Below are 26,185 nucleotides of genomic sequence, written 5' to 3'. Positions count from 1 at the left end.
TGGATCAACCCCGCGAATCGTCATCCTTCCACGGTGCCGAGAGATAGCGGGTGCGGTTGAAGGTCTCCAGCCATTCAGGGCAGAACACCACCAGGGCACTGATCACCATGCCGTTGATAAACGCTTCGGGAAAGATGATCAGCCACAGGTAGCCTACAAAGTCTTCCAGCCATTCCGGCATCGCAAATCGTCCATCGAACCATAGCAGTCCCAGGCCGGCCAACAGGCAGAGCAACGCCGACAAGGCGGCAGCCAGAAAGCCGGAACAGAAGATGTACACGAAAGGGTTTCGCGGTTGCGCCCGCTCTACCAGCGCCGCACAGGTTTCGGTCACCAGCACCGGTAGCCCGATCAACAGCAGGCCGTTCACACCGACTGCGGCGAAATCCTGACGCCCCAGCCATACCAAACCCAACTGCGCGGCACACCCACCCACGATCGCCAACGGCCAGTCCAGCAGCAAGGTCACGGCGGTCATGCCGATAAAATGGTAAGACACCCCCGTATCGAAATCCCGCCGCACCAGCCATAACATGAACAGCGCGAACACCGTGCCGAACAGCAAATGCTGGCGCCGTCGGTCGGCAAACAACTCGACCCAAGGCGCACGCCAGATCGCCCAGATCACCAGCGGGGCATACAACAACCAGCCGATGCCAAGGGTCTGCGGCGTCAGTACCGCCGCGCCGATCATCGTTTCACCTGCCTAGCCGCCTCAAAGCCCGTCATGGGCCTGGCCGCATTGATCCTGTACATGAACGCCTCGTTTCCAGAGTCGCTGCCGGATGGTCAGATTACATCGCCAGGTTACAGGGTAGCCAGCTGTAAGGCTGAGCAACGCTGGGCCCGCAACGAGTCTTCCTGCGGTCATCATTTGAACGCTAAGCTACGCCTATGGATGACTCAGATTATTTGCGCCTGCTCACTGTAGCAGCCGAACAAGCCAACGCGTTCCTGTCCAATGCCCGCAAATGGGAGCGTGAGCGTTGGGTCTGTCAGCGCCTGCTGCAAGGCTTGAACGTGCCCTATCGCGCCGAGGAGTTTCACGCCGCTGGCCAGGAGCCACCCGACGTGCTGTTTCGCGACGCCAGTTTTGAGGTGTTCTTTGTCCTGGACGAAGGCCGCCGGCTGAACGACGAATGGCGCGACGAATTGCTGCGCCGACGCAGCGCCTTCTCCTTGAGCCAACTGGTGCGGCGCGAAGCCAAGCCAAGGCGCATCCCTGCCCACGAGTTCCTGCTGCGCCTGGCCCCAACCCTGCGTAAAAAAGCGCATAACTACAAGGAACGCGGAATGGACCTGGGGGAACTGGACCTCATCGCCTTCACCAGCCTCAAACGCGAAGTGCTGGACCTCAACAGCCACTTCCCACCGCCTACCGAATATCTGCGCCAGGGCTGGCGCTCGCTGTCGCTGGTGGGGCCAACCTTTGCGCGGGTACTGTTCGCACATCCGGACGCGCCGGATTTCTTGCGCAACAACCTGGGCCGCAGCATAGTGTTCGATGTGGGCATCAGCCTTTGACGTCCCCACTGTAACGTGGCGCCCTTTTGCAACGTCTACCTGACGAGGCCTTTATGACCAGCCGCCTGAAACCCGATGACCAACAGCATGTCGAAGAGTACCTGCAACTCTCCCAGCACAGAGTCGAGCGCAAGCCTTTCAGGCCGTGGCTGCTCCTTGGTGTGGTGCTGGTGGTGGTGATCGGGCTCGGCTTGCTGAGCCGCCTTTTGAGTTACCTGACGCTATGAGCTGCCTGGCGCTCGCGGGGGTAACTGCTCCGATTTCTTTTAGCCTTGCGAGATATCCCCATGACCCATCGTATTATTGTCGTCGGCGGCGGTGCCGGCGGCCTGGAGCTAGCGACCCGCCTGGGTAAGACTCTGGGCAAACGCGGCAAAGCCAGCATCACGCTGGTGGACGCCAACCTGACGCATATCTGGAAACCGCTGCTGCACGAAGTCGCGGCCGGCTCGCTGAACTCTTCGGAAGACGAACTCAATTACGTCGCCCAGGCTAAATGGAACCACTTCGAGTTCCAGTTGGGGCGTATGAGCGGGCTTGACCGTGAACAGAAGAAAATCCAACTGGCCGCCACCCTCGACGAAGAAGGCCGGGAGCTGGTACCTGCGCGCGTACTGAGCTACGACAGCCTGGTGATTGCAGTGGGCAGCACCACTAACGATTTCGGCACCGAGGGCGCGGCGCAGCATTGCCTGTTCCTCGACACCCGCAAGCAGGCCGAGCGCTTCCATCAGCGGTTGCTCAACCATTACCTGCGTGCCCACGCCGGGCAAACCGACACCATTGAACAGATCAGCGTCGCCATCGTCGGCGCCGGCGCCACCGGCGTCGAACTGGCCGCCGAACTGCATAACGCGGCCCATGAGCTGGCAGCGTACGGCCTGGACCGTATCAAGCCGGAAAACATGCACATCACCCTGATCGAAGCCGGCCCTCGGGTATTGCCCGCGCTGCCGGAGCGGATCGGCGGGCCTGTGCATAAAACCCTGGAAAAATTGGGGGTGACCGTGCTGACCAACTCGGCCGTCAGCGAAGTGACCGCCGACGCGCTGATCACCAGCAGCGGCCAAGTGATCCCGGCGAGCCTTAAAGTGTGGGCCGCCGGGATCCGCGCACCGGGTTTTCTCAAGGACCTCGATGGCCTGGAGACCAACCGCATCAACCAACTGCAGGTGCTGCCGACGCTGCAGACCACCCGTGACGAAAACATCTTCGCCTTTGGCGATTGCGCCGCCTGCCCGCAACCGGGCACCGACCGCAATGTTCCGCCACGCGCGCAAGCCGCTCACCAACAGGCTTCATTGCTCGCCAAATCGCTGAAACTGCGGATTGAAGGCAAGGAGCTGCCGACCTACAAGTACACCGACTACGGTTCGCTGATCTCGCTGTCGCGCTTCTCCGCCGTGGGCAACTTGATGGGCAACCTGACCGGCAGTGTGATGCTGGAGGGCTGGCTGGCGCGGATGTTCTACGTGTCGCTGTACCGTATGCACCAGATGGCGCTGTATGGCTTTTTCCGCACGGCGATGCTGATGCTGGGAAGCAAGATCGGTCGGGGGACTGAGCCGCGACTCAAACTGCACTGACAACTCGGCCCCTGGTGGGACTCGGTTAATGTGAGAGGGGGCTTGCTCCCGATGGCGGTGGGTCAGGTAAAAATACTTAACTGACCCACCGCTATCGGGAGCAAGCCCCCTCCCACATTGGTGCTGTGTTGAACCTGAGATAATTTTCAGACAAAAAAAAATCCCCGTATCTTTCGATACGAGGATTTTTAATATGGTCGGGGTAGGGGGATTCGAACTCCCGACATCCTGCTCCCAAAGCAGGCGCGCTACCGGACTGCGCTATACCCCGGTAATAAAAAGGCGACCTTTCAGTCGCCTTCTTCGATCAGTGCTTTTGGCCTCTGATCTTAAGATCTGATTCCAGCCTTAACTGGTCTCAAAAATGGTGGGTCGTGTGGGATTCGAACCTACGACCAATTGGTTAAAAGCCAACTGCTCTACCAACTGAGCTAACGACCCAAATATGGTCGGGGTAGGGGGATTCGAACTCCCGACATCCTGCTCCCAAAGCAGGCGCGCTACCGGACTGCGCTATACCCCGGTTTGAAATTGGCTCCGTGACCAGGACTCGAACCTGGGACCCAATGATTAACAGTCATTTGCTCTACCGACTGAGCTATCACGGAACTACATATTTCAAAGTACAACTTCTACTGCGTTACAACCTTCTCTTCGACCCTGTCCGTATCGCTACGTTAGCGTCTCTGAGGCGCGCTATTCTACAATCTTAAAAACCCCTGTCAACCCTTTAAATTGCTTTTAAGACAATGATTTGCGCTTCTTTCTGATTTCTTCTTGGGGAGAAGAAACCCGTGGGCTGACGTTGCTGCGGGGCGCACTTTACAAGCCTTTGCCTTACAGTTCAACGCCCTATCGAAAAAAAAGGCCCCGCAATGCGGGACCTCCTCTTACAGCACTGGCTGCCAGGCTTAATGGAAGACGATTTCGTCGTTCTCCACCGTCGCCTTGACGGGGGTGCCGGGCATAAAGCTGCCCGACAGGATCAGCTGTGCCAGCGGGTTTTCGATCCAGCGCTGAATCGCGCGCTTCAACGGCCGTGCGCCATACACCGGGTCGTAACCCACTGCGATCAGTTTGTCCAACGCCTCGCTGCTCAGCTCCAGCGCCAGTTCGCGCTCGGCCAGGCGTGCACGCAGGCGTCCCAACTGAATCTCGGTGATGCCGGCAATCTGATCCCGGGCCAGAGGCTCGAAGATCACCACTTCATCCACCCGGTTGATAAATTCCGGCCGGAAGTGCGAGGTCAGCGCATCCATCACCGCTGCCCGCTGAGCTTCGCGATCGCCCACCAACTCCTGGATCTGCGCCGAGCCGAGGTTGGAAGTCATCACGATCACCGTGTTGCGAAAATCCACGGTACGGCCGTGGCTGTCGGTCAGGCGGCCGTCCTCGAGCACTTGCAACAGGATGTTGAACACATCCGGGTGCGCCTTCTCGACCTCGTCCAGCAAGATCACCGAGTAAGGCTTACGCCGCACCGCCTCGGTCAGGTAACCGCCCTCCTCGTAGCCCACATAGCCTGGTGGGGCGCCGATCAGGCGCGCCACCGAGTGTTTCTCCATGAACTCGGACATGTCGATGCGTACCATCGCCTCTTCAGTATCAAAAAGAAATTCGGCGAGGGCCTTGCACAGCTCGGTCTTACCCACGCCGGTCGGGCCGAGGAACATGAACGAACCACTCGGGCGATTCGGGTCGGACAACCCGGCGCGGGTACGCCGCACCGCATTGGACACCGCCACCACGGCCTCTTCCTGGCCAATAACGCGCTGGTGCAACAGGCTTTCCATCTTCAGCAGCTTGTCGCGTTCGCCCTCAAGCATTTTCGACACAGGAATGCCGGTCCACTTGGAGACCACCTCGGCTATTTCTTCCTCGGTCACTTTGCTGCGCAGCAACTGGTTCTCGCTGTGCCCATGCTGGTCGACCATCTGCAGGCTGCGTTCCAGGTCCGGGATCACCCCGTACTGCAACTCGGCCATGCGGTTCAGGTCGCCCTTGCGACGCGCGGCTTCCAGCTCCTGGCGCGACTGCTCGATCTTCTGCTGGATCTGCGCCGAACCCTGCACTTCGGCTTTTTCCGAGGTCCAGATTTCTTCGAGGTCCGAATACTCCCGCTCCAGGCGGACGATTTCTTCCTGGAGTTTTTCCAGACGTTTCTTCGCCGCCTCATCCTCTTCTTTCTTCAGCGCCTGGGATTCGACTTTCAGTTGAATCAGGCGGCGATCCAGACGGTCGAGCACTTCCGGCTTGGAGTCGATTTCCATGCGAATCCGGCTGGCCGCTTCGTCGATCAAATCGATGGCCTTGTCGGGCAATTGACGATCGGTGATATAGCGATGGCTCAACTTGGCCGCCGCAATGATCGCGCCGTCGGTGATCGCGACTTTATGGTGGACCTCATAGCGCTCTTTCAGGCCACGCAGGATGGCGATGGTGTCCTCTTCGCTGGGTTCTTCCACCAGCACTTTCTGGAAACGCCGCTCCAGAGCCGCGTCCTTTTCAATGTACTGACGGTATTCGTTGAGCGTGGTGGCACCGACGCAATGCAACTCGCCTCGCGCCAAGGCAGGCTTGAGCATGTTGCCAGCATCCATGGAGCCCTCGCCTTTACCGGCGCCAACCATGGTGTGCAGTTCGTCGATAAACAGAATGATCTGCCCTTCCTGCTTGGACAATTCATTGAGCAGGGATTTGAGGCGTTCTTCGAACTCGCCACGGAACTTGGCGCCGGCAATCAGCGAGCCCATGTCCAGGGACAGCAGGCGCTTGCCTTTAAGGCCGTCCGGCACTTCACCATTGATGATGCGCTGGGCCAAGCCCTCGGCGATGGCGGTTTTACCCACGCCAGGCTCACCGATCAGCACGGGGTTGTTTTTGGTACGGCGTTGCAGCACTTGGATGGTGCGACGAATTTCGTCGTCACGGCCGATGACCGGGTCAAGCTTGCCCTCTTCGGCGCGCTTGGTCAGGTCAACGGTGTATTTATCCAGGGCTTGGCGCGACTCCTCGTGGTTGGGGTCATTTACCGCCTCGCCGCCGCGCAGATTATTGATGGCGTTTTCCAGGGCTTTCTTGCTCACGCCCTGGCCCAGCAACAATTTGCCAAGCTTGCTGTTGTCGTCCATGGCGGCGAGCAGCACGAGCTCGCTGGAGATGAACTGGTCACCTTTCTGTTGGGCCAGGCGGTCGGCCTGGTTCAGCAGGCGCGCCAGGTCCTGGGACATATTCACGTCGCCGGTAGGATTCTGGATTTTCGGCAGTTGGTCGAGCTCTTTGCTCAGTTCCTTGCGCAGGCTGTTAATGTCAAAGCCCACCTGCATCAACAAGGGCTTGATAGAACCACCTTGTTGCTCCAGGAGCGCCTGCATCAAGTGCGCAGGTTCAATTGCCGGGTGGTCGAGACCGACCGCCAGGGATTGGGAGTCCGATAAGGCCAACTGCAATTTGCTGGTTAAACGATCAATACGCATTAGTCACCTTCCTTTTGAGCAGGCCGGAGCTGAAGAAACATCCTGAATGAAGAAACCTGCCAGATACCCCTATAGATGGGGTGGATTCTGGGGGATTCAAGCAGCGGATGGTTGATACAGATCAGGACAGTCTAGCGTTCGAGCCAGATAAGGGAGGCGAACCGGCCCGTGCGTGGGCTGCGGCGATAGGAAAAGAAGCGCGGGTCGGTCACGGTGCAAAAACCGCCACCATACACAGCGCTAATGCCCCGCGCAGCCAGGCGCAGACGAGCAAGCTGATAGATATCGGCCATGAACTTGCCGGGATTACAGCTGGGCACGAAGGCTCGGGCAGTCGCAGGCAGTTGTTGCATGAAGGCTTCACGCACCTCGGGGCCGACCTCAAAGGCCTGCGGACCAATGGCCGGGCCGAGCCAGACCAGCACGTCGGCGGGGTCGCAACCCAGGCTGTCGAAGGCTGCCTCCAGCACCCCGGCCGCGAGCCCACGCCAACCGGCATGCGCCGCCGCCACACGGGTGCCCGCTCGATTGCAGAACAATGCAGGCAGGCAATCGGCCGTCATCGCGGTGCAGGCGATACCAGGGGTGCTGGTCCAACTGCCATCCGCTTCGGCGATACGGCCCGGGTCGGCCTCGACCACAGTGGTCCCGTGGACTTGGCGCAACCAGGCCGGCTGGATACCGAAGGCATCGGTAAGACGGCGACGATTTTCCAGGACCGCCTCAAGGCTGTCCTCGACGTGATCGCCCAGGTTGAGGCTGTCGAACGGCGCCATACTGACGCCGCCCGCACGGGTGGTGACGCAGGCTTTGACCTGAGATGGCGCGGGCCAGTCAGGTATCAGCCGGTCACTCATCCGACAAACGCCTCGCGATCCTGCTTGAGCAGCGACAACAACCAGACCAGATCGTCTGGAAGCGGCGATTCCCAGCTCATGCGCTTACCGCTCGTCGGATGATCCAGTTCCAGGAAGCGTGCATGCAGCGCCTGGCGCGGGAACGTCTTGAGCGATTCAACCATGGTCTGGCTGGCCGCAGGCGGAATGCGGAAGCGACCACCGTAGGCCGGATCACCGACCAACGGGAAGTTGATGTGGGCCATGTGCACGCGGATCTGGTGGGTACGACCGGTTTCCAGCTTGACCCGCACGTGCGTGTGGGAACGGAAACGCTCCAGCACGCGATAGTGGCTGACGGCCTGCTTGCCGCCTTCCATCACCGCCATGCGCTGGCGCTGCTGGCCGTGGCGACCGATAGGGGCGTTGATCTTGCCCCCGGCCACCACGACGCCGATCACGATGCACTCGTAGATCCGGCTGACGCTGCGACTCTGCAATTGAGTAACCAGTTGCGTCTGCGCCTGAATGGTCTTGGCCACCACCATCAGGCCGGTGGTGTCCTTGTCCAGACGGTGCACGATGCCGCAGCGCGGCACATTGATGATGTCCGGCACGTGGTGCAACAGGGCATTGAGCAAGGTGCCATCAGCGTGCCCGGCAGCCGGGTGAACCACCAGGCCTGCGGGTTTGTTGATGACCAGGATGTCGTCGTCTTCATAGACGATATCCAGCTCGATGTCCTGGGCGACCCATTCTCCCTGGGCTTCCTGCTCGGCAGTCAGCTCAAGAATCGCACCGCCATGCACTATGTCTCGCGGGCGGATAACCGCTCCATCCACAGTCAGGCGGCCGTCTTTGATCCAGGCGGAAAGGCGCGAGCGCGAGTGCTCAGCGAATAATTGTGCGGCGACTTGATCGAGGCGTTGGCCGCCCAATTCGGACGGCACCTCTGCGCGAAGTTCAATTTTATCGGACATGCTCAGACTAGGCGTGGCACAGCCTTTGGTTTCGGCTGCGCGCTTGTGGTTAAATACGGCGTCTTTTGCCCCGAGGCTTTCAACGGGGCGCTCATCATAACAGGACGGCCCCGCCCAAGACAGCGGCCGTCATAGGGACGCAAGCCGCCATGCAAGTGAAACACCTGCTGCTGATCGCCATCCTCGCCATGACTGCTGCTTGCTCGTCAACCAAGGACGTCGTCGACGAAAACCTGAGCGAAGTCGAGCTGTACCAGCAAGCTCAGACAGACCTGGATAATAATAGCTACACCAGCGCCACAGCGAAGCTGAAGGCCCTGGAGTCGCGCTATCCGTTCGGACGCTATGCCGACCAGGCCCAGCTCGAGCTGATCTACGCCAACTATAAAAACGCCGAGCCGGAAGCTGCCAAGTCCGCTGCCGAGCGTTTTATCCGCCTGCACCCGCAGCACCCGAACGTGGATTACGCCTACTACATGAAGGGCCTGACCTCGTTCGACCAGGACGTCGGCCTGCTGGCGCGCTTCCTGCCGCTGGACATGACCAAGCGTGACCCGGGCGCTGCCCGCGACTCCTACAACGAGTTCGCCCAGCTGACCAGCCGCTACCCGAACAGCCGCTACGCGCCGGACGCCAAGCAGCGCATGATCTACCTGCGCAACCTGCTGGCTTCCTACGAGATTCACGTGGCCCACTACTACCTGACCCGTCAGGCTTACGTGGCCGCCGCCAACCGTGGCCGCTACGTGGTGGAGAACTTCCAGGAAACCCCTTCGGTGGGCGACGGCCTGGCCGTGATGACCGAGGCTTACCAGCGCCTGCATCTGGACGAACTGGCAAGCACCAGCCTGGAAACCCTGAAGCTCAACTACCCGGACCACCCAAGCCTGAAAGACGGCCAGTTCGTGCCTCAGGTTGACGAAGCCGACAACCGTTCGTGGCTGAGCAAGTACACCCTGGGCCTGATCGAGTCCCGTCCACCGCTGCCACCGGGTGAAACACGCGCCAACCAGGACGTAATCAAGCAGTACCAGGACGCCAAGGACGCGATTCCTTCGGATCTCAAGCCGCACGACGAGAACGGCGACGTGATCGAAGAGGAAGAGCCGCAAGCCCTGGGCAACAACCAGGACCGCTCGTGGTTCAGCTACATGACCTTCGGTGTGTTCGACTGATCGTTCGACGCAACGCAAAAGGGAGCTCTCAGGAGCTCCCTTTTTCATGGGCGAGTATTTATTGCGCTGTGCGCCCATGACGACCTTGGCTAAACTGGCGCATTCCTCATCGAGAAACTGCCCATCATGCTTCGTCTATTGTTCTGGATCGCCGTCATTGCCGCTGCGGTATGGCTCTGGCGCAAATTTAAAAGCCCCGCGGCCGGCCAACCCCGTACCGGCGAACCCAATGCCGCACTGATGGTGCGTTGCGCCCATTGCGGCGTGCATGTGCCGCAGGATCGCGCGCTGAGCTCGGGCCAGCAATGGTATTGCACCCAGGCGCACCTGCAGCAAGGGCCGAAGTCTATCCAGCGTTGAGTCGACCGGCGGGCGCGTAAGGTGCCGGGTCGATGATCGGCGCATGCCCCAGCAACAAGTCGGCAAACAACTGGCAGGACGCCGGGGCAAGCACCAGGCCATTGCGGTAGTGCCCGCAATTGAGCCACAGGCCCTTGAAGCCGGGCACCTCGCCGATATAAGGGATGCCTTCCGGCGAGCCGGGCCGTAACCCCGCCCAATGCCCCACCACCTCGGCGTCCGCCAGGGCGGGAAGCAGCTCCACCGCAGAAGCCTTGAGACTTTCCAGCGCGGTTTCGGTCGGCGTTTTATCGAACCCCTCATGCTCCAGGGTGCTGCCAATCAGAATGTGCCCATCACGTCGCGGGATCGCATAGCGTCCTTTGGCCAGGACCATACTCGATAAAAAATCAGGCGCGCATTTGTAGAGGATCATCTGGCCCTTTACCGGCTCCACGGGCAGCGCCAAGCCCAGTTTTTCCAGCAACGCCCCGCTCCAGGCACCGGCCGCAAGCACCACCTGATCACCCGTGATGGCGCCAGCAGACGTATTCACGCCCACCACAGTGCCGCCTTTCACAATAAATCCAGCGACCTCGCACTGCTCGTGAATCGTCACACCGGGCAACGCCGACAACGCCGCCTTGAGTGATTTGACCAGGCGCGGATTGCGTACATTGGCCACGTCGGCCATGTAGATCGCCCGCGAATAACCGCCGCCCAGCACCGGGACCGCGTCATGGGCGGCCGACACGTCCACTTTACTCAAGGGCCGGCCTTCACGCGCAGCCCAGGCCAGAGCCTCGGCTTCGTCATCCAGGTCGAGCCAATACAGGCCCGTGGTGTGAACCTCAGGATCAACCCCGGTCGCGGCGAACAGCCGTTGCGCCAGTTGCGGGTAGAAATCCTGGGACCAGTGGGCCAAGGCGGTCACCGCCGGACTATAGCGCCACGGATACAACGGCGAAACAATTCCGCCGCCGGCCCAGGATGATTCCTGCCCAAGCCCGGCGCGCTCCAGCAATATGACCGCCAGCCCCCGGTTCGCCAGGTTGTATGCCGTCAACAAGCCAATCACTCCGCCGCCGACAATCACTACTCGCTGTTGCTTAGCCATCATTTGATCCAGCCGATAAAAAGGGAAAAGCGCGCCCGGCGCCCATTCATCCAGTACTCTCATCACTGCCCCCAGCATGCCTTGAGCGACATCTCTGGCGGCGCTCCCGGATTGCTCCGCATGCCGGTGCTGGTCAAGCTGAACCGGCCACAGGCGTCGTCCGCCATGACAGAGCCCGTGGCAGGCGTGGCCAGCAAGGCAAAATCCTGAGGGTTCAAGACTGCGCTGATTCTATAGTGATCGTTGCCTGTACTGACGCCGCTTGCATCAATATAAGTGCCGTTGCGCGTGTAAAAACGCTCCAGGTACTGAGCTTGCTCGGCCAGCAGCGCGACGATCTGCACCCGGTAGACCTTTTTCACCTGGACGGTATAGGCGGGGTAAGCGATCCCGCCCAGCAACGCAATGATCGCCACGGCGATCAATAATTCGATCAGGGTAAAGCCCTGGCTATCCATGCCCATTCGATTGCTCCTTATTGAAGTTGCCGCCATAAGACTCGCCGAAACCGTTCGCCGTCGCCCTCCTCCACCCGCGCATACACAGTCTCCAGCACGGTGCGCGATCGGCCACCAAGCCCGACGGCCGTCACCCGAAAGAGCGCGCCTGCGGCATACGGCGGCAAATGTGCCTGGCCCGAACCCACGCCCAGGGATTGAACGCCATACACCCCGTCCTTGAACGTCACCCACGTCACCGCCGAGACCGGATTATGTCCGGCGCCCACCACCGATGAAGCTTCGTCGGGCGGCGCGCAACTGATGATCGACTGGCAAACCGGCATCACCTGCCCGCCCCTGCGCACCGCCGACTCTCCCAGCCGCAGGCCACTTTCAGCCGTCTGGAACGATTGATTACGCTGCCAGAGGCTATTAGCCGCCTTCTGCTGAGCGAGCGCGCCCTGCATCGACGACAACCCCACCAGTGACAACAACAGCAGAAATACCAGGCTGATCAGCAATACCATCCCCGCCTGCCGCACTTGGCTACACCGCATCATCGTCATCGCCCTACTCCAGCCGGTTGCGCAGTGCCGCCACGACGGCGTAGGCCTGGTCTTTCACTCGCCCGGTGGGGTCTTGCAGGGTCATGAGGATGCGCACGCTGCGTATCAACGATGCGTCGGCCGGGTGGCTGTCGTAACGCACCACGCCGGTCGATTCAGGCCTGGCCGCCACACCAAAACTGATCTCGAAGGCCCGTACGTTATCCATCAGTACGGCTTTGGCCGGTGCCGACGGGGTACTGATCTTCAACTGGCCCGTCTCATAGGTGTAGGTGAGCTCGCGTATGGCGAAACGAATCTGCCCGGGCGCAATCCCAGACGGCGCCCCGGTGAAGGCCTGAGCGGCCTCCTTGCAGTCGGACACCACCGTCCAGTCAGGCTTGCCTGCACTGTCGCCGGCATTGGCGGTCACCAGTGTCAGTGACTTTGCGCTTGCCGACACTTCCCAGCCAATCGGCCGATCAAAGGCCGCCGGGGCGTTGTCGATAAAAGCCGTGGCCAGACACCCCAGCATGCCCGCCTGGCGAATATCCTGGGTCAGCTTGCTCAGGACGAACCGCGCATCGTCCTGCAGCACCATGGCGGCCTGCTGGCTGGCCTGGGTCAACCGCGAACCGATCAGCACCTGGCTCGCCCCGAGCACTACCACCAGCCCGACGGCCAGCGCCAGCAGCAACTCCACCAGCCCGAAACCTCGCGCAGGGCGGATCATTGCAACCGCCCTTGCCCATTGGCGATCCGACTGGTCAGGGTGAAGGTTTGCCGCTCACCCAGTCTGCTCCTGACATCCTCCCAACTGATGCTGACAGTGACCTCATCGCCGCTGGCCGCTATCGCACCCTTGGCGTCCTTGCCGGCAAAACCAGTGATATTGGCCTCGAAGTCACGCAGGTCCAGGTCACGCACGCTGGTAGCCGAGGTGCTGCCGGTGCGAGCCTGGGAGTAATCGACAGCGGCGTTGGCGCGAATACGGTCGAGCATGTCATAGGCAATAAAACTGGCTTGGCTGGTCATCCTTGCGCTGTCGGTGGTCTTGAGCGCGTTGAGCTGGATCGCCGCGGCCCCCAGCAGTCCGAGCGCCAGAACCAGCACCGCGACCAGCACCTCGATCAGCGTCATGCCGGATTGGAGCCGATAAAAAGCGCGTAGAGAAAATGTATTCCGGCAGAAAGGCATACCGTCGTCATCCATGTCGAAGGCCTTAGGAAAACAGGAAAAACCTGCTGTGTGCCCCAAGCCTAGCGTCGGTTTTCGGCCGCTGCCGCTACCGGAACAAAGGGAAATATATTGGACGTAAAGGCCATCATTCAGCACCAGGGACCAAGCGCTATACCTATGCCTGCCACTTGACGATCAGTCGCATCCACGGAGGGAGCACACATGACACAACGAGGTTTCACCCTGATCGAATTACTGCTGGGATTGATCGTGACGGGTGTTCTGGCGCAGCTGGCCATACCCAACTTCAAAGGTTTGCTGGAATCGCAGCAGCGACAAAGCGTGGCCCAGGCACTGGCCGACGGGCTGCGTTACGCGCGCACCGAGGCGATTGCACGCAATCGTGCGGTGGTGATCCATGCGCGGGATGAAGACTGGAGCCAAGGATGGCGGGTGATCCTGGATATCAGTGGGCGCGGCCACCTGGACGACGAGAATCCGGTGCTACTGGAGCGACAGGACAGCGGGCAAGTACCGGTTGCCGGCAATGGCCCGGTCAGCAGCCAGGTGCGTTTCAGCGGCTTGGGGGAACCGGTGTTTGCGGGCGGGGGATTTCGTGCCGGCACCGTGCATGTGTGCGACACACAACAGGCCCAGAGCCTGTATCAGGTCGTGCTCGCTCCCAGCGGGCGTATCAGCCTGCGCAGTGACAAGACCGAGCAGGCGCTATGCCGAGGTTAACCCAGCCGCCAGGGGTTCAGAGCAGCGAGCGAACCCGTAATTCCTTGGGCATTGAAAACGTAATGTTTTCTTCCCGGCCCGCCAGCTCGTCGGCGCCGGTGGCACCCCAGGCGTGCAATTGCTGGATCACGCCGCGCACCAGAACTTCCGGGGCCGAGGCCCCCGCCGTAATGCCGATGCGCTCTACGCCGTCGAACCAGCTACGCTGCATGTCCTCGGCGCCGTCGATCAGGTACGCCGGCGTCGCCATGCGCTCAGCCAACTCGCGCAAACGATTGGAGTTGGAGCTGTTGGGGCTACCGACCACCAGCACCACATCACACTCATCGGCCAGCTGCTTGACTGCATCCTGGCGGTTTTGCGTGGCGTAGCAGATGTCGTCCTTGCGCGGGCCGCCGATGGCCGGGAATCGCGTGCGCAGGGCGTCGATAACGCGGCTGGTATCGTCCATGGACAAGGTGGTCTGGGTGACGAAGGCCAAGCGTTCCGGGTTTTGCACCTGCAAACTGGCAACGTCTTTTTCGTCTTCTACCAGGTAGATCGCGCCGCCATTACTAGCGTCATACTGGCCCATGGTGCCTTCGACTTCCGGATGGCCGGCGTGGCCGATCAGGATGCATTCACGGCCATCACGGCTGTAGCGTGCCACTTCGATGTGCACCTTGGTCACCAGCGGGCAAGTGGCGTCGAACACTTTCAGGCCACGGCCGGCCGCTTCGGTGCGTACGGCCTGGGACACGCCGTGGGCACTGAAGATAACGATGACATCATCGGGCACCTGGTCGAGCTCTTCGACGAAGATGGCGCCGCGAGCACGCAGGTCTTCGACCACGAACTTGTTGTGAACAACTTCATGCCGCACATAAATCGGCGGGCCGAAGACTTCCAGGGCGCGGTTGACGATTTCGATCGCCCGGTCCACGCCGGCGCAGAAGCCACGGGGGTTGGCGAGTTTGATTTGCATGCTGTGCCTCGTGTCTTGCAGCCACATTGAGTCGAGTTTAACGCCGACTCAACCGACAATGGAGATCAAAGGTGGGAGGGGCGGTGCGACGACTCGACTTGCTCCCGATAACGGTATATCAATCTGCACATACTTAGCTGATACACCGCTATCGGGAGCAAGCCCCCTCCCACATTTTAGACCGTGTACGGTCAGTTACAGCGCCTTGACGTGGATAATCTCGACGTCGAAGGTCAGTGTCTTTCCGGCCAACGGATGGTTGAAGTCGATGGTCACTTGCGCGTCATCGAAGGCTTTGACCACGCCGGGCAATTCCGTATTCGCCGCATCATTGAAGATCACCAGCAGGCCTTCCGACAGGTCCATGCCTTCGAACTGCGAACGCGGGATGATCTGCACGTTTTGCGGGTTGGGCTGGCCAAAGGCATTTTCCGGCGGGATCTGCAGGTTGCGCTTATCGCCAGCCTTGAATCCGAACAGCGCCGTTTCAAACCCCGGCAACAGGTTGCCATCGCCGACCTTGAAGGTCGCCGGGGCTTTATCGAAAGTGCTGTCGACCGTGTCGCCATTCTCCAAGCGCAATGCAAAGTGCAAAGTGACTTCCGTGTTCTGGCCGATGCGTTGCTCAGCCAATACCTGATCAGTCATTGACGGTCTCTCCGGTTTTCTTGCTCTTGAACATATCCAGCGCCAGCATGATTGCACCAACGGTGATGGCACTGTCGGCGAAGTTGAACGCCGGGAAATAATGGCGGTTCTGCCAGTGCACCAGGATGAAGTCGATCACATGGCCCAGGGCAATGCGGTCGTACAGGTTGCCCAGCGCGCCGCCCAGCACCAGGGCAAGGGCAATGGCCAACCAGGTGTCATCACGGCCCAGGCGCTTGAGCCAGACCACCAGCACTGCACTGACCACCACGGCGATCAGTGCGAACAGCCAGCGCTGCCAGCCGCCGCCATCGGCGAGGAAGCTGAAGGCCGCGCCAGTGTTGTAGGCCAGGGTCCAGCTGAAGTAATCCGGGATCACCACGATTTGCTGGAACATTTCCAGGGTGCCTTCGAAATGAGCCTTGCTGACCTGGTCGATGACCAGGACCAGCACGCTCAGTACGAGCCAGCCAAGACGTCCGAAACGACTGGCGTCAGGCATGCTTTTACTAGGCATAGTGGCGAACCTCGCCGTCACCGCTGATGTTATCCACGCAACGACCGCATATTTCCGGATGCTCCGGGTTCACACCGACATCTTCACGGCAGTGCCAGCAACGCGCGCATTTAGGGAACGCTGACTTGACCACTTTGAGCTTCAGGCCCGGTACATCAGTCGCCACGGCGTCTGCCGGAGCCTGGGCGAATGGCGCCAGGCTGGCGGTGGAGGTGATCAACACAAAGCGCAGTTCGTTGCTCAGCTTGGCCAGGTCGGCGGTCAGGCCGTCCTCGGCAAACAGGGTGACTTCGGCTTGCAGGTTGCCCCCCACGGCCTTGGCCGCGCGCTGCACTTCCAGCTCCTTGTTCACCGCAACCTTCACGGCCATCACGCCTTCCCAGTACGCGCGACCCAGTTCGAAGTCGGCCGGCAGTTCGGTCAGGCCTTCGTACCAGGTATTGAGCATGACGGACTCGTTACGCTCGCCCGGCAGGTATTCCCACAGTTCGTCGGCGGTGAACGCCAGGATCGGTGCGATCCAGCGCACCAGCGCTTCGCTGATATGGTAGAGCGCGGTCTGCGCCGAGCGGCGCGCCTTGCTGTTGGCGCCGGTGGTGTACTGGCGGTCCTTGATGATGTCGAGGTAGAACCCACCCAGCTCCTGCACGCAGAAGTTGTGGATCTTCGAATAGACGTTCCAGAAGCGGTACTCGCCGTAATGCTCCTGCAACTCGCGTTGCAACAACAGGGTACGGTCCACGGCCCAACGGTCGAGGGCGAGCATGTCTTCGGCCGGCAGCAGGTCGGTGGCCGGGTTGAAGCCGGTCAGGTTCGACAGCAGGAAGCGTGCGGTATTACGGATGCGACGGTAGGCATCGGCGCTGCGGGCCAGGATCTGGTCCGACACGGCGATTTCGCCCGAGTAATCGGTCGACGCTACCCACAGGCGCATGATGTCGGCGCCCAGGGTGTCGTTGATCTTTTTCGGCTCGATCACGTTCTTCAGCGACTTGGACATCTTGCGACCGTTTTCGTCGACGGTGAAGCCGTGGGTCAGCAGTTCTCGGTACGGCGCATGGCCGTCGATGGCGCAGCCGGTCAGCAGCGACGAGTGGAACCAGCCACGGTGCTGGTCGGAACCTTCCAGGTAGAGGTCGGCACGCGGGCCGCTGTCGTGGCCCATCGGGTGCGAGCCGCGCAATACGTGCCAGTGGGTGGTACCAGAGTCGAACCACACGTCGAGGGTGTCGCTGATCTTGTCGTACTGCGGCGCTTCATCGCCCAGCAGCTCGGCGGCGTCCAGCTTGAACCAGGCTTCGATGCCTTCCTGTTCAATGCGCTGGGCCACTTCTTCCATCAGTTCGACGGTGCGCGGGTGCAGTTCGCCGCTTTCCTTGTTCAGGAAGAACGGGATCGGCACGCCCCAGTTACGCTGGCGGGAGATGCACCAGTCCGGACGGTTGGCGATCATCGAGTGCAGGCGCGCCTGGCCCCAGGCCGGGACGAACTGAGTGTCTTCGATGGCTTTGAGCGAGCGTATGCGCAGGGTTTCGCCGCTGGCCGGCTCTTTGTCCATGCCGATAAACCACTGCGCGGTGGCGCGGTAGATCAACGGGGTCTTGTGGCGCCAGCAGTGCATGTAGCTGTGCTTGATGGTGTCGGCCTGCATCAGCGCGCCGACTTCACGCAGCTTGTCGATGATCGGCTGGTCGGCCTTGAAGACGAACTGCCCGCCGAAGAATTCCAGCGACGGCACATACACGCCGTTGCTCTGTACCGGGTTGATGATGTCGTCGTTGACCATGCCGTACTTCTTGCAGGTCACGAAGTCGTCCACGCCATAGGCAGGCGAGCAGTGAACGATGCCCGTGCCCGAACCCAGCTCGACGTAGTCAGCCATATATACCGGCGACAGGCGGTCATAGAACGGATGACGGAAGTTGATCAATTCCAGCGCGGAGCCGGTGGTAGTGGCGATCACCGAACCTTGCAGCTCGTAGCGCGCCAGGCACGACTCGACCATTTCTTCAGCCAGCACCAACAGGCGATCGCCAACATCGACCAGCGCGTAGGTGAACTCCGGGTGCACGTTCAGTGCCTGGTTGGCGGGGATGGTCCATGGCGTGGTGGTCCAGATCACGATGGCAGCAGGCTTGGCCAGCGATGCCAGGCCAAAGGCCTCGGCCAGCTTGGCGTCGTCGGCGATCGGGAAGGCCACGTCGATGGTCGAGGATTTCTTTTCCTCGTACTCGACTTCCGCCTCGGCCAGGGCCGAGCCGCAGTCGAAGCACCAGTTCACGGGCTTGAGGCCCTTGAACACGAAGCCGCCCTTGACGATTTCGGCCAAGGCGCGGATTTCACCGGCCTCGTTCTTGAAGTTCATGGTTTTGTACGGGTTGTCCCACTCGGCCAGCACACCCAGACGGATGAACTCGGACTTCTGCCCTTCGATCTGCTCGGTGGCGTAGGCACGGCACAGTTCACGGGTTTTATCCGCGCCCAGGTTCTTGCCGTAGGTCACTTCGACTTTGTGCTCGATCGGCAGGCCGTGGCAGTCCCAACCCGGGACATACGGTGCGTCGAAGCCCGACAGGGTTTTCGAACGCAGGATCATGTCCTTGAGAATCTTGTTCAGCGCATGACCGATGTGAATCGTGCCGTTGGCATAAGGAGGGCCGTCGTGCAGGACGAATTTCGGACGATCCTTGCCAATTTCGCGCAACTTTCCGTACAGGCCAATACTGTCCCAGCGCTGCAGGATCTGCGGTTCGCGCTGTGGCAGGCCGGCCTTCATTGGGAAGGCGGTGTCCGGAAGGTTTAGCGTGGCTTTATAGTCGGTCATTTAAGGCTCTTCGGTTAGCGATGGGCGCTAGGTGCGGCTAGTGCACGGGCGGCGGCGACATCCGCATTGATCGCCGTTTTCAACGCCTCAAGGGAGGCGAAACGCTGCTCTTCACGCAGCTTCTGGTGGAAAACCACCGTTAAACGCCGGTCGTATAAATCACCGGCAAAATCCAGAAGGTGAACTTCCAGGTGGGCCTTGCCATCACCTGCAACCGTGGGCCTGACGCCTATGTTGGCGACTCCCGGCCACGATTGGCCATCGATGTCGACGCTCACCAGGTAAACCCCGGTGAGTGGCACACGACGGCGCTTGAGTTGCACGTTGGCGGTTGGCGTGCCCAGTTGGCGCGCCAGCTTCTGGCCGTGCAATACCCGCCCGGCGATGCGGAACGGGCGACCGAGCAAACGCTCGGCCAAGGCGAAGTCGGCAGCGGCCAGGGCGTTACGCACCTGGGTACTGCTCACGCGCAGGCCGTCCAGTTCGACGGTTTGCGCGGCTTCGACGGTAAACCCCTGGTTGACGCCGGCGTGTTGCAGGAAATCGAAATCTCCGACGCGGTCGCAACCAAAACGGAAGTCGTCGCCGACTTCCAAATGCTGCACGCCCAGGCCATCGACGAGGATGCGGTCGACGAACTCGGCAGCGCTCAGGCTTTGCAAACGCTGGTTGAAGGCCAGGCAGAGCACGCGGTCGACGCCTTCTTCAGCCAGCAGTTGCAGCTTGTCCCGCAGGCGGGCCAGACGGGCCGGCGCGGTCTCGGGAGTGAAATATTCCCGCGGCTGCGGCTCGAAAATCACCACGCAGCTGGGCACGCCCAACTCGACCGCACGCTCGCGCAGCCTGGCCAGGATAGCCTGGTGGCCACGGTGAACACCGTCAAAGTTGCCAATAGTGGCGACGCAGCCCCGATGCTCGGGGCGCAGGTTGTGGAGACCTCGAACCAGCTGCATAACGCGCTTCTTGCTCATAAAGTGGTCGATTATAACCACACCCGGCCCCGGACGACAGGCAACAGCACAGGCCAAATGGATCGATTCGATAAAACAGCCGTTTTATCGCGACAAACTCTCTACCCCAGGGACTTGCGATTGAAATCGCGCAGGCGGAAACCCTGCAGCAGCAACATTCCGAAGTACACCACCACGCCCGCCACCACCAGCACGCCAAGGCGCATGAAGCGCTCCAGCATATGGCCCTGGTCCCAGGCCGGCATGACATGCATCAGGCCCAGCAACACGGCGGACATCGCGGCGACCGCCACGAGCAGCTTGAGGGTGAACACTCCCCAGCCTGGCTGCGGCTGGTACATCTGTTGTTTGCGCAGTTGATAAAACAGCAGGCCGGCATTGATGCACGCACCGGCACTGATTGCCAACGCCAAGCCGGCATGGGCCAGCGGGCCGATAAATACCAGGTTGAGCAGTTGCGTGACGATCAGCGTGAAAATCGCGATCTTTACCGGCGTGCGGATATTTTGCTGGGCATAGAAGCCCGGCGCCAGCACCTTGATCACGATAATACCGAGCAAGCCGACGGAGTAAGCCACCAGCGCGTGCTGGGTCATCAAGGCGTCATGGGCGTCGAACTGGCCGTATTGAAACAGCGAGACCGTCAAGGGCTCAGCCAGGATTCCCAAGGCCAAGGCGCATGGCAGCACCAGCAGGAAGCACAGGCGCAGGCCCCAGTCGAGAATGCGCGAATACTCCTGGCGGTCCTTGCTTGCGTAGGTGCGCGCCAGGGTCGGCAGCAGAATTGTCCCCAAGGCCACCCCGAGTACGCCGGACGGCAATTCCATCAGGCGGTCGGCGTAGTACATCCACGACACCGAACCGGACACCAGCAGCGAAGCGAACGCCGTATTGATGATCAGGGAAATCTGACTGACCGACACCCCGAGGATTGCTGGCAACATATTGCGCATCACGCGCCAGACGCCGGTGTCCTTGAGGTTCAGGCGCGGCAGCACGAGCATGCCGATTTTTTTCAGATGCGGCAGTTGGTAGAGCAATTGCGCCAGGCCGCCGGCCAGGACTGCCCAGCCGAGGGCCATCACCGGTGGGTCGAAGTACGGCGTGAGGAACAGCGCGAAGATAATCATGCTGACGTTGAGCAGCGTCGGCACGAAGGCCGGCACCGAGAAACGGTTCCAGGTATTGAGGATCGCCCCGGCGAGGGATGACAGCGAGATCAGCACTATATAAGGAAAGGTCACGCGCAGCAGGTCGGTGGTCAGCGCGAACTTTTCCGGGGTGTTGGCAAAGCCCGGCGCCGTGGCCCAGATCACCCAGGGCGCGGCGAGTATGCCGACCAGGGTCACCAGCATCAGCACCAGGGTCAGCAGGCCCGAAACGTAAGCAATGAACGTGCGGGTTGCCTCCTCGCCCTGCTGAGTCTTGTATTCGGCCAGGATCGGCACGAAGGCCTGGGAGAATGCGCCTTCGGCGAAGATTCTGCGCAGCAGGTTGGGCAATTTAAAGGCAATAAAGAAGGCGTCCGTGGCCATACTGGCGCCAAAAATGCGCGCCAGCAGGGTGTCACGCACAAACCCCAAAACCCGGGAGATCATCGTGATAGAGCTGACGGCAGCCAACGATTTGAGCAGATTCATTGAAAGAGTTTGCGCCTATAGATAAAGAGCAGGCGAACAAAGCGCCTACTTATGCGATACTGCGCGCCTGCAACAGCACAGAGCCAAAGCTCGCGAGTTTACAGGTCAAGCGCCGGAAATAAATCACCCGCCTCTTCAGATCGACCACTCAGCAGTTCGCATCAGCCGCCCTTGACAACCCATCAAGTCATCGGCATGATTCGCGGCCTATTTTGTTTGCTATTTCCTAAAAAGTCTTTCGAGGAGCTCGACGGTGGCCAACACACCTTCCGCCAAAAAACGTGCAAAACAGGCTGAGAAGCGTCGCAGCCACAACGCCAGCCTGCGTTCCATGGTTCGTACCTACATCAAGAATGTAGTTAAAGCCATCGACACCAAAGACGCTGAAAAAGCTCAAGCTGCTTACGTTCTGGCCGTGCCAGTTATCGACCGTATGGCCGATAAAGGCATCATCCACAAGAACAAGGCCGCTCGTCATAAGAGCCGCCTGAATGGCCACATCAAGGCTCTGAGCGTTCCTGCTGCAGCCTAAGTGGTAACAACTGCTACGCAGCCCAGGTTGCGAAACAGTTAAGAAATGCCCCGTACCGAAAGGTGCGGGGCATTTTTGTTTTCTGGAGTGCAAAGATCAAAATGTGGGAGGGGGCTTGCCCCCGATTGCAGTGGATCAGTAACCAGATGCAGTGGCTGACACTCAGCTATCGGGAGCAAGCCCCCTCCCACACTTGGATCGCGGTGAATTTCAGATAAAAAAACGCCCCGAACCAGTCGGGGCGTTTTTGCTACCGATTGATCAAACCACAATCAATGGTGATGACCGCCTTCACCGTGGACGTGACCATGAGCCACTTCTTCCTGGGAAGCGTCGCGGATGGCAACGATCTTCACTTGGAAGTTCAGGCGCTGGCCAGCCAGCGGGTGGTTACCGTCAACGGTCACGTCGTCACCGTCCAGGTCGCGGATGGTCACGATCTGCATTTGGCCGTCCGGGGCGGAAGCGTGGAACTGCATGCCCACTTCCAGCTCATCAACACCTTCGAACATGCTGCGGCTCAAGGTGCTGACCAGTTCGGCGGAGTATTCGCCGTAGGCATCCTCAGGTTCTACGGCAACGGTCAGTTCATCACCAACTGCCTTGCCTTCCAGAGCCTTTTCCAGGCCTGGGATAATGTTACCCGCGCCTTGCAGGTAGACCAGCGGCGCGCCGCCGGCGGAGCTGTCGATGACCTCACCAGCGTCGTTGGTCAGGGTATAGTCGATGGAGACAGCCTTGTTAGCGGCGATCGTCATGGGGCGAGACCTTTTGCATAAGAATGAAGAACGGACAAGTCTAAACAAGGATTTGCCCGAAAGCGAACAGAACCCGGACAGACGGGGCCGACCAACGGTCGCGACGATCAGCGGATTCCACCAGGACGACGACCTGCACTGGGTCGTCGAGCTGTCCTGCGGCCACACCCAGCATCTGCGCCACCAGCCGCCATGGCAGTCGCGCGCCTGGGTGCTCGACCCCGCGCAGCGCCTTGAAAAAATCGGCCAGCCCTTTGCGTGCGGCTGGTGTGCGCAACAACCCGAATAACGATAACCTTGGCGCCTGATTCGCGGTAGGCACTCACGCATAGAGTGCCACCCCAGCCATGCACCTCCAGAGAATTCGCATGCAGACTTTTTTTATCGCGCCCACCGATTTTGGTGTGGGTCTGACCTCCATCAGCCTTGGGCTGGTGCGTACCCTGGAACGGGCCGGGCTGAAAGTCGGTTTCTTCAAACCGATTGCCCAGCCACACCCTGGCGATACCGGCCCCGAGCGTTCTACCGAACTGGTGGCGCGCACCCACGGCCTGAAGCCGCCGCAACCCCTGGGCCTGGCCCATGTTGAGCGCATGCTCGGCGACGGCCAGCTCGATGAGTTGCTCGAAGAAATCATCACGCTGTACCAGCAAGCCGCCGTGGGCAAGGACGTGCTGATCGTCGAAGGCATGGTGCCGACCCGCAGCGCCAGTTATGCGGCACGGGTCAACCTGCACCTGGCCAAGAGCCTGGATGCTGAAGTGATCCTGGTCTCGGCCCCGGAAAATGAAGTGCTCACCGAACTGTCCGGCCGCGTGGAACTGCAGGCCCAATTGTTCGGCGGCCCGAAAGACCCGAAAGTGCTGGGCGTGATCCTCAACAAGGTGCGCACCGACGAAAGCATGGAGGCCTTCTCGGCGCGTCTCAAGGAACACTCGCCGTTATTGCGCAGCGGTGATTTCCGCCTGCTCGGCTGCATTCCCTACCAGCCCGAACTCAACGCGCCACGTACCCGCGACGTGGCCGACCTGATGGGCGCGCAGATCCTCAACGCCGGCGACTATGAAACCCGGCGCATGACCAAGATCATCATCTGCGCGCGCACCATGCGCAACACCGTGGAGCTGCTCAAGCCCGGCGTGCTGGTGGTGACGCCGGGCGATCGCGACGACATCATCCTCGCCGTCAGCCTGGCCGCGATCAACGGCGTACCGCTGGCCGGCCTGTTGCTGACCAGCGACACCCTGCCCGACCCGCGCATCATGGATTTGTGCCGTGGCGCATTCCAGGCCGGGTTGCCGGTACTGTCGGTGAGCACCGGTTCCTACGACACGGCCAACCAGCTCAACAGCCTCAACAAGGAAATCCCCATCGATGACCGCGAGCGCGCGGAGATCATCACCGACTTCGTCGCCAGCCACCTCGATGCGCGCTGGCTGCACCAACGTTGCGGCACCCCCCGGGAGATGCGCTTGTCACCGGCGGTGTTTCGCTACCAGTTGATCCAGCGCGCCCAGGCCGCCAACAAGCGCATCGTGCTGCCCGAAGGCAGCGAGCCGCTGACCGTGCAGGCCGCCGCAATCTGTCAGGCCCGCGGCATCGCCCGCTGTGTGCTGCTGGCCAAGCCGGCGGACGTGGAAGCGGTGGCGCGGGCTCAGGGCATCGAACTGCCGGAAGGCCTGGAGATACTTGACCCGGACCTGATCCGCCAGCGCTACGTCGAACCGATGGTTGCACTGCGCAAGAGCAAGAGCCTGAACGCGCCAATGGCCGAGCAGCAATTGGAAGACACCGTGGTGATCGCCACCATGATGCTCGCCCTCGACGAGGTGGACGGCCTGGTGTCCGGGGTGATCCACTCCACCGCCAACACCATCCGCCCGGCCCTGCAGCTGATCAAGACGGCGCCGGGCTGCACCCTGGTATCGTCGGTGTTCTTCATGCTGTTCCCCGAGCAGGTGCTGGTGTATGGCGACTGCGTGATGAACCCGCACCCAAGCGCTGCGGAGCTGGCGGAAATCGCTCTGCAGAGCGCCGACTCGGCGGCGGCATTCGGCATTGTCCCGCGCGTGGCGATGATCAGCTATTCCAGCGGCGACTCGGCCAGCGGTGAGGAAGTGGAAAAAGTCCGCGAAGCCACCCTGCTCGCCCACGAACAACAGAGCTCGTTGCTGATCGACGGCCCGCTGCAATACGACGCTGCCGCCAATGAAAGCGTGGCCCGGCAACTGGCGCCCAACAGCCAGGTCGCCGGCAAGGCCACGGTGTTCGTGTTCCCCGACCTCAATACCGGCAACACCACCTACAAAGCCGTGCAACGCAGCGCCGATTGCGTAAGCCTGGGGCCGATGCTCCAGGGCCTGCGCAAACCGGTCAACGACCTGCCGCGCGGCGCCCAGGTGGACGACATCGTGTACACCATCGCCCTGACCGCGATCCAAGCCGCCAACCGACCTATGGATATCTAAATGCTGGATTTTCTACCTGCCGCCGTACGCGGGGTGATCGCCTCGCTGCTGTTGGCGCTGAACACGATCCTGCTGTGCTCGTTCCTGTTTATCGTGGCGCTGTTCAAGGCCCTGCCCTTCGCCAAGCGCTTGAGCGAAGGCTTGATGAACCACACGCACGAAGCCTGGGTCAGCAACAACAAGGGCTGGATGAACTTGGTACGGCGCACGCGCTGGCACTTGAGCGGCCTTGAAGGTCTCGACTATCAACACTCGTACCTGGTCACCAGCAACCACCAGAGCTGGGTCGACATCATGGTGCTGCAATACGTGCTCAATCGACGCATTCGCCCGCTGAAGTTCTTCCTCAAGCAGGAGCTGATCTGGGTGCCGGTGATTGGCTTGGCGTGGTGGGCGCTGGGCTTTCCGTTCATGAAGCGCTATAGCAAGGCGTATCTGGAAAAACACCCGGAAAAGAAAGGCAAGGACCTGGAAACCACGCGCAAGACCTGTGCGAAGTTTCGCAACAACCCGGTGGGGATTTTCAACTTTGCCGAGGGCACACGGTTTACACCGGGCAAGCACGCACAGCAGAAGTCGCCGTTTCGTCACCTGCTTAAACCCAAGGCGGGTGGTATCGCGTTTGTGCTGGATGCGATGGGAGAACAGCTGAAGTCGCTGGTGAACGTGACCATTCACTACCCTGGCGGGCGTCCTGGTTATTGGGATTTGCTGTGCGGGAATGTGAAGGATGTGGTGGTGCAGTTTGAAGAGGTGCAGATTCCGGTCGAGTTTATCGGCAAGAATTATGAGCAGGATGGGGAATATCGGTTGGCGTTCCAGGGCTGGATCAACCGGTTGTGGGAAGAGAAGGATGCGCTGCTGGACAAGCTGCACACCGATTTCCCAGACCGCAACTGATCAAAATGTGGGAGGGGGCTTGCCC

General features: G+C 60.6%; 25 protein-coding genes, 4 tRNA genes and 1 pseudogene. 10 read left to right on the top strand and 20 right to left on the bottom strand.

Annotated features, from left to right (window positions below):
* Nucleotides 1–4 precede the first annotated feature (4 nt).
* The gene (locus C4J89_RS03985) at nucleotides 5–694 is read right to left on the bottom strand and encodes an energy-coupling factor ABC transporter permease (RefSeq protein WP_124413813.1); all 690 of its coding nucleotides are present in this window, start codon (nucleotides 692–694) and stop codon (nucleotides 5–7) included.
* 200 nt (nucleotides 695–894) lie between these two features.
* Between C4J89_RS03985 and C4J89_RS03980 the strand changes: the two genes are divergently transcribed.
* From C4J89_RS03980 to C4J89_RS03970, 3 genes are read left to right on the top strand one after another with little or no spacing between them, the layout of a single operon-like run.
* Nucleotides 895–1,524 (top strand): DUF1780 domain-containing protein, encoded by a 630-nt coding sequence (locus C4J89_RS03980; protein WP_083360208.1) that lies wholly within the window; start codon nucleotides 895–897, stop codon nucleotides 1,522–1,524.
* Nucleotides 1,525–1,577: 53 nt separating this feature from the next.
* Nucleotides 1,578–1,751 (top strand): DUF3094 family protein, encoded by a 174-nt coding sequence (locus C4J89_RS03975; protein ID WP_124361240.1) that lies wholly within the window; start codon nucleotides 1,578–1,580, stop codon nucleotides 1,749–1,751.
* A 60-nt stretch (nucleotides 1,752–1,811) separates the two neighbouring features.
* Complete coding sequence (locus C4J89_RS03970; protein ID WP_124361239.1) at nucleotides 1,812–3,110, top strand: NAD(P)/FAD-dependent oxidoreductase; 1,299 nt, start codon at nucleotides 1,812–1,814, stop codon at nucleotides 3,108–3,110.
* A 194-nt stretch (nucleotides 3,111–3,304) separates the two neighbouring features.
* Here the strand turns inward: C4J89_RS03970 and C4J89_RS03965 are convergent.
* The 7 genes from C4J89_RS03965 to rluD form a co-directional block, all read right to left on the bottom strand.
* Nucleotides 3,305–3,381 (bottom strand) — tRNA-Pro (locus C4J89_RS03965).
* A 94-nt stretch (nucleotides 3,382–3,475) separates the two neighbouring features.
* Nucleotides 3,476–3,551, bottom strand: a tRNA-Lys gene (locus tag C4J89_RS03960).
* A gap of 5 nt (nucleotides 3,552–3,556) precedes the next feature.
* Nucleotides 3,557–3,633 (bottom strand) — tRNA-Pro (locus tag C4J89_RS03955).
* A 9-nt stretch (nucleotides 3,634–3,642) separates the two neighbouring features.
* Nucleotides 3,643–3,718: transfer RNA gene (locus C4J89_RS03950), tRNA-Asn, on the bottom strand.
* A gap of 303 nt (nucleotides 3,719–4,021) precedes the next feature.
* Nucleotides 4,022–6,586: an ATP-dependent chaperone ClpB gene (clpB, locus tag C4J89_RS03945; protein ID WP_124361235.1), complete on the bottom strand. Its 2,565-nt coding sequence runs from the start codon at nucleotides 6,584–6,586 to the stop codon at nucleotides 4,022–4,024.
* A 131-nt stretch (nucleotides 6,587–6,717) separates the two neighbouring features.
* Entirely contained in the window at nucleotides 6,718–7,443 is a 726-nt protein-coding gene (gene pgeF, locus C4J89_RS03940; protein WP_124413812.1) for a peptidoglycan editing factor PgeF, read from the bottom strand.
* Nucleotides 7,440–8,402: a 23S rRNA pseudouridine(1911/1915/1917) synthase RluD gene (gene rluD, locus C4J89_RS03935; protein WP_003188422.1), complete on the bottom strand. Its 963-nt coding sequence runs from the start codon at nucleotides 8,400–8,402 to the stop codon at nucleotides 7,440–7,442. Before rluD ends, pgeF begins: the two co-directional genes overlap by 4 nt.
* A 149-nt stretch (nucleotides 8,403–8,551) precedes the next feature.
* Between rluD and C4J89_RS03930 the strand changes: the two genes are divergently transcribed.
* Together C4J89_RS03930 and C4J89_RS03925 are read left to right on the top strand one after the other, a co-directional pair.
* Nucleotides 8,552–9,577, top strand: coding sequence for an outer membrane protein assembly factor BamD (locus tag C4J89_RS03930; protein WP_124356980.1), 1,026 nt, complete (start codon nucleotides 8,552–8,554; stop codon nucleotides 9,575–9,577).
* Nucleotides 9,578–9,703: 126 nt separating this feature from the next.
* A complete protein-coding gene (locus C4J89_RS03925) occupies nucleotides 9,704–9,937 on the top strand; it encodes a PP0621 family protein (RefSeq protein WP_124361233.1) in 234 nt (77 codons plus the stop codon).
* On the opposite strand, the gene thiO is transcribed toward C4J89_RS03925, so the two are convergent.
* From thiO to pilV, 5 genes are all read right to left on the bottom strand, one after another.
* Nucleotides 9,924–11,033, bottom strand: coding sequence for a glycine oxidase ThiO (gene thiO / locus C4J89_RS03920; RefSeq protein ID WP_124413811.1), 1,110 nt, complete (start codon nucleotides 11,031–11,033; stop codon nucleotides 9,924–9,926). The genes C4J89_RS03925 and thiO overlap by 14 nt on opposite strands.
* Nucleotides 11,034–11,095: 62 nt before the next feature.
* A complete protein-coding gene (locus tag C4J89_RS03915; protein ID WP_124413810.1) occupies nucleotides 11,096–11,497 on the bottom strand; it encodes a type IV pilin protein in 402 nt (133 codons plus the stop codon).
* An 11-nt stretch (nucleotides 11,498–11,508) separates the two neighbouring features.
* Complete coding sequence (locus tag C4J89_RS03910) at nucleotides 11,509–12,000, bottom strand: PilX N-terminal domain-containing pilus assembly protein (RefSeq protein ID WP_124415994.1); 492 nt, start codon at nucleotides 11,998–12,000, stop codon at nucleotides 11,509–11,511.
* Between the two features lie 43 nt (nucleotides 12,001–12,043).
* Nucleotides 12,044–12,751 (bottom strand): prepilin-type N-terminal cleavage/methylation domain-containing protein, encoded by a 708-nt coding sequence (locus C4J89_RS03905; RefSeq protein ID WP_124413809.1) that lies wholly within the window; start codon nucleotides 12,749–12,751, stop codon nucleotides 12,044–12,046.
* A complete protein-coding gene (gene pilV, locus C4J89_RS03900; RefSeq protein ID WP_124415993.1) occupies nucleotides 12,748–13,215 on the bottom strand; it encodes a type IV pilus modification protein PilV in 468 nt (155 codons plus the stop codon). The genes C4J89_RS03905 and pilV overlap by 4 nt, the downstream gene beginning before the upstream one ends.
* A gap of 204 nt (nucleotides 13,216–13,419) precedes the next feature.
* On the opposite strand from pilV, the pseudogene C4J89_RS03895 reads away from it, so the two are divergent.
* A pseudogene (locus C4J89_RS03895) lies at nucleotides 13,420–13,935 on the top strand (GspH/FimT family pseudopilin); the annotation flags it as partial.
* Nucleotides 13,936–13,954: 19 nt separating this feature from the next.
* Here the strand turns inward: C4J89_RS03895 and ispH are convergent.
* The 6 genes from ispH to murJ all read right to left on the bottom strand — a co-directional run bounded on the left by ispH (nucleotide 13,955) and on the right by murJ (nucleotide 21,502).
* Complete coding sequence (gene ispH, locus C4J89_RS03890; protein WP_124361227.1) at nucleotides 13,955–14,902, bottom strand: 4-hydroxy-3-methylbut-2-enyl diphosphate reductase; 948 nt, start codon at nucleotides 14,900–14,902, stop codon at nucleotides 13,955–13,957.
* A 195-nt stretch (nucleotides 14,903–15,097) separates the two neighbouring features.
* Nucleotides 15,098–15,535, bottom strand: a complete 438-nt coding sequence (locus tag C4J89_RS03885) for a peptidylprolyl isomerase (RefSeq protein WP_177412845.1) — start codon at nucleotides 15,533–15,535, stop codon at nucleotides 15,098–15,100.
* 7 nt (nucleotides 15,536–15,542) lie between these two features.
* Nucleotides 15,543–16,052, bottom strand: a complete 510-nt coding sequence (lspA, locus tag C4J89_RS03880) for a signal peptidase II (protein WP_124365100.1) — start codon at nucleotides 16,050–16,052, stop codon at nucleotides 15,543–15,545.
* A gap of 7 nt (nucleotides 16,053–16,059) precedes the next feature.
* Entirely contained in the window at nucleotides 16,060–18,891 is a 2,832-nt protein-coding gene (gene ileS, locus C4J89_RS03875) for an isoleucine--tRNA ligase (RefSeq protein ID WP_124413808.1), read from the bottom strand.
* A gap of 14 nt (nucleotides 18,892–18,905) precedes the next feature.
* The gene (gene ribF, locus C4J89_RS03870; protein ID WP_010213269.1) at nucleotides 18,906–19,844 is read right to left on the bottom strand and encodes a bifunctional riboflavin kinase/FAD synthetase; all 939 of its coding nucleotides are present in this window, start codon (nucleotides 19,842–19,844) and stop codon (nucleotides 18,906–18,908) included.
* 119 nt (nucleotides 19,845–19,963) lie between these two features.
* Entirely contained in the window at nucleotides 19,964–21,502 is a 1,539-nt protein-coding gene (murJ, locus tag C4J89_RS03865) for a murein biosynthesis integral membrane protein MurJ (RefSeq protein ID WP_124361224.1), read from the bottom strand.
* Between the two features lie 253 nt (nucleotides 21,503–21,755).
* Here murJ and rpsT point away from each other — a divergent pair, with 253 nt between their 5' ends.
* Complete coding sequence (gene rpsT, locus C4J89_RS03860; protein ID WP_003188401.1) at nucleotides 21,756–22,034, top strand: 30S ribosomal protein S20; 279 nt, start codon at nucleotides 21,756–21,758, stop codon at nucleotides 22,032–22,034.
* A gap of 272 nt (nucleotides 22,035–22,306) precedes the next feature.
* Here the strand turns inward: rpsT and C4J89_RS03855 are convergent, their stop codons facing one another.
* Entirely contained in the window at nucleotides 22,307–22,792 is a 486-nt protein-coding gene (locus C4J89_RS03855; protein WP_003171645.1) for a peptidylprolyl isomerase, read from the bottom strand.
* Between C4J89_RS03855 and C4J89_RS03850 the strand changes: the two genes are divergently transcribed.
* The 3 genes from C4J89_RS03850 to C4J89_RS03840 all read left to right on the top strand — a co-directional run bounded on the left by C4J89_RS03850 (nucleotide 22,791) and on the right by C4J89_RS03840 (nucleotide 26,160).
* A complete protein-coding gene (locus C4J89_RS03850) occupies nucleotides 22,791–23,081 on the top strand; it encodes a DUF3565 domain-containing protein (RefSeq protein ID WP_305955551.1) in 291 nt (96 codons plus the stop codon). The two genes, C4J89_RS03855 and C4J89_RS03850, sit on opposite strands and share 2 nt — an antisense overlap.
* A 79-nt stretch (nucleotides 23,082–23,160) precedes the next feature.
* Entirely contained in the window at nucleotides 23,161–25,260 is a 2,100-nt protein-coding gene (gene pta / locus C4J89_RS03845) for a phosphate acetyltransferase (RefSeq protein WP_124361222.1), read from the top strand.
* On the top strand, nucleotides 25,261–26,160 hold the full coding sequence (locus C4J89_RS03840; protein ID WP_124413806.1) for an acyltransferase: 900 nt from the start codon (nucleotides 25,261–25,263) through the stop codon (nucleotides 26,158–26,160).
* Nucleotides 26,161–26,185: the final 25 nt, after the last annotated feature.

The organism is Pseudomonas sp. R4-35-07, assembly GCF_003852235.1.
GTDB lineage: Bacteria > Pseudomonadota > Gammaproteobacteria > Pseudomonadales > Pseudomonadaceae > Aquipseudomonas.
Note: the sequence above shows the minus strand (reverse complement) of the source record. Positions and strands in the feature narration are given on the sequence as shown.